Source organism: Kitasatospora sp. NPDC127121, from assembly GCF_042677305.1.
GTDB lineage: Bacteria > Actinomycetota > Actinomycetes > Streptomycetales > Streptomycetaceae > Kitasatospora.
In genome coordinates, this window is the sequence record NZ_JBHXTQ010000139.1 from 1 (window position 1) to 3552 (window position 3552).

General features: G+C 67.6%; 2 protein-coding genes and 1 rRNA gene. All 3 read left to right on the forward strand.

What is annotated here, in order from left to right:
• Positions 1-87, forward strand: a 5S ribosomal RNA gene (rrf, locus tag ACFVHI_RS36445); the annotation flags it as partial.
• Between the two features lie 98 nt (positions 88-185).
• Positions 186-806 carry a CDP-diacylglycerol--glycerol-3-phosphate 3-phosphatidyltransferase gene (gene pgsA, locus ACFVHI_RS36450; protein WP_063350199.1) on the forward strand — a complete coding sequence of 207 codons (621 nt, stop codon included), beginning with the start codon at positions 186-188 and terminating at the stop codon, positions 804-806.
• Positions 807-930: 124 nt separating this feature from the next.
• Positions 931-3426 carry a mannose-1-phosphate guanyltransferase gene (locus tag ACFVHI_RS36455; protein WP_063350200.1) on the forward strand — a complete coding sequence of 832 codons (2496 nt, stop codon included), beginning with the start codon at positions 931-933 and terminating at the stop codon, positions 3424-3426.
• The last annotated feature ends 126 nt before the right edge of the window (positions 3427-3552 follow it).

Consider the following 3552-nt stretch of genomic DNA (forward strand, 5'->3'; position numbering starts at 1 on the left):
GGTTACATTCCGAACCCGGAAGCTAAGCCTTACAGCGCCGATGGTACTGCAGGGGGGACCCTGTGGGAGAGTAGGACGCCGCCGAACAATCATTCGAGAGAAGCCCCCGCCGGGTGAACCTGGCGGGGGCTTTTCTGTTGTAGGGTCAACGTGCATTGTCATCACACGGGACAGGAGGCCCCCGGGTGGAGGTCCAGGAGACGCGGGTCCAGACCGATCGCGTCCTCACCATCCCCAACCTGCTCAGCATGGGCCGGCTGGTCGGTGTTCCGCTTTTTCTCTGGCTGATTCTCTGGCCGGTTTTCGATGGCCCCAACAACGATGGTTGGGCGCTGCTGATCCTGATGCTGAGCGGTGTCAGCGACTACCTCGACGGGAAACTCGCGCGGCGGTGGGGGCAGGTCAGCCGGGTGGGGCAACTGCTCGATCCGCTGGCCGACCGGCTCTATGTGCTGTCCACGCTGGTCGGTTTGACCTGGCGTGAGATTCTTCCGTGGTGGGTGACGGCGATTCTGCTGGCCCGGGAAGTGTTTATCGGCGCGCTGCTGCCCATTTTGAACCGGCACGGTTACGGGCCGCTCCAGGTGAGTTTTCTGGGGAAGGCCGCGACCTTCAATCTGATGTACGCGTTTCCGCTTCTCCTGCTCGGCAGCGTGGACAGCTGGATCGCGCGGCCGGCCGAGGTGGTGAGCTGGGCCTTCATCTGGTGGGGGACCACGTTGTACTGGTGGGCCGGTATTCTTTACGCGGTTCAGGCCAGGCGGATCACCCGAGCGGGCTCGACGGGCTCCGCGTCCGCAGTCTGAGACGTGATCTGAGAGAAGTCCCACGCCGCATCGGTGCGTCGGACGATACCTTCCGGGTAGGGATCCCTCTGGAACGGTTTGATGGACCTGTAGGTCCACCACCGCAAAGGAGGACGCACCCGTAATGAAAGCCGTTGTCATGGCAGGGGGCGAAGGAACCCGACTCCGCCCGATGACCTCAAGCATGCCGAAGCCGCTGCTTCCGGTGGCCAATAGGCCGATCATGGAGCACGTGCTTCGGCTGCTGAAGCGGCACGGCCTCTCCGACACCGTCGTCACCGTCCAGTTCCTGGCCTCACTGGTCAAGAACTACTTCGGTGACGGCGAGGACCTGGGCATGCATCTGACCTATGCCCACGAGGAGACGCCGCTAGGCACCGCGGGGAGTGTCAAGAACGCCGAGGACGCGTTGAAGGACGACTCCTTTCTGGTGATCTCCGGTGACGCACTGACCGACTTCGACCTCTCGGAATTGATCGACTTTCACCGCAGCAAGAACGCACTGGTCACCGTCTGTCTCACCAGGGTGCCGAATCCCCTCGAGTTCGGTATCACGATCACGGACGACGACGGACGGGTCGAGCGCTTCCTGGAGAAGCCGACCTGGGGGCAGGTCTTCTCGGACACTGTGAACACCGGTATCTACGTGATGGAACCAGAGGTCTTCGACTACGTCGCAGCAGGTGAGTCCGTCGACTGGTCGAGTGACGTCTTCCCGCAATTGTTGAAGGAGGGCAAGCGGGTCTACGGCTACGTCGCCGAGGGCTACTGGGAGGACGTGGGCACCCACGAGAGCTACGGCAAGGCCCAGGCGGACGTCCTGGAGGGCAAGGTCGACGTCGAGCTCGACGGGTTCGAGATCTCGCCGGGCGTCTGGGTGGCCGAGGGTGCGGAGGTGGACCCGGAGGCGGTGCTGCGCGGGCCGCTGTACATCGGGGACTACGCCAAGGTCGAGGCCGGCGTCGAGATCCGTGAGCACACCGTGCTCGGCAGCAACGTGGTGGTCAAGCGCGGGGCCTTCCTCCACAAGGCGGTCGTGCACGACAACGTCTACATCGGGCCGCAGAGCAATCTGCGCGGCTGCGTGGTCGGCAAGAACACCGACGTGATGCGGGCCGCCCGGATCGAGGACGGCGCGGTGATCGGGGACGAGTGCCTGATCGGCGAGGAGTCGATCATCGGTGCGAACGTCCGGGTCTATCCGTTCAAGACCATCGAGGCCGGCGCCGTCGTCAACACGTCGGTGATCTGGGAGTCCCGCGGCCAGGAGCACCTGTTCGGTGTCCGTGGCGTGTCGGGGATCCTGAACGTCGAGATCACCCCGGAACTGGCCGTGCGGTTGGCCGGCGCGTACGCCACGACCTTGAAGAAGGGGGCGACCGTCACCATTGCGCGTGACCACTCGCGTGGTGCGCGTGCGCTCAAACGGGCGATGATTTCGGCGCTCCAGACGTCGGCCATAGACGTTCGCGACCTGGAGAACGTGCCGATGCCGGTCGCCCGGCAGCACACCGCGCGGGGGAGTGCGGGCGGGATCTTCCTGCGGACCACGCCGGGGGTGCCCGACTCGCTGGACATCCTCTTCTTCGACGAGCGCGGGGCCGACCTCTCGCAGGCCGGCCAGCGCAAGCTGGATCGCGTGTACGCGCGCCAGGAGTACCGGCGGGCCTTCCCCGGTGAGATCGGGGACCTGACCTTCCCGTCCAGCGTCTTCGACTCCTACGCGGGCAACCTGCTGCGGGCCGTCGACACCACCGGGGTCCGGGAGGCCGGACTGAAGGTGGTCGTGGACACTGCGCACGGCAGCGCCGGCCTGGTTCTGCCGAGCATCCTCGGGCGGCTCGGAGTGGAGGCGCTCACCGTCTCCAGCGGGCTGGACGAGGCGCGGCCGACGGAGGACGCGGAGGAGCGGCGGGCCGGGCTGGCCAGGCTCGGCGAGCTGGTGGCCTCTTCCCGGGCGGCCTTCGGCGTCCGCTTCGACCCGGTCGGCGAGCGGGTCGCGTTCGTCGACGAACTGGGCCGGGTGATCGACGACGACCGGGCACTGCTGGTGCTGCTGGACCTGGTCGCGGCCGAGCGGCGCAGCGGGCAGGTGGCGCTGCCGGTGACCACGACCCGGATCGCCGAGCAGGTCGCCGCGTACCACGGCACCCAGGTCATCTGGACCACGACGACGCCGGACGACCTGGCGAAGGCGGCCGCCACCGAGGGCACGGTGTTCGGCGGGGACGGGCGCGGCGGTTTCGTGGTGCCGGAGTTCAGCGGAGTGCTGGACGGGGCCGCGGCCTTCGTGCGGTTGGTCGGCCTGGTGGCGCGGACCCAGCTCACGCTGAGCCAGATCGACGCGCGGATCCCGCAGGCGCACATCCGTCGCCGGGACCTGGCGACGCCGTGGGCGGCCAAGGGGATGGTGATGCGCTCGGTGGTCGAGGCGGCCGGCAGTCGGCGGCTGGACACCACCGACGGCGTCCGGGTCGTCGAGGCGGACGGGCGCTGGACGCTGGTGCTGCCGGACCCGGCCGAGGCGACCACCCACCTGTGGGCGGAGGGCCCGGACGACGAGGCGACCGAGGCGCTGCTGGACGAGTGGGCGGCGGTGGTCGACGGGGCCGGGCGGTGACGACACCGGCCTGATCGTCCGACGGTCCTGACGGTCGGGGGGCGGGGCCTGGTCCGCGCGCCCCCCTGGGCGTTTTAACACAGTTAGCAATGATACGTCGCTTTGTGTCGTGTGTGCAGGTAAGGG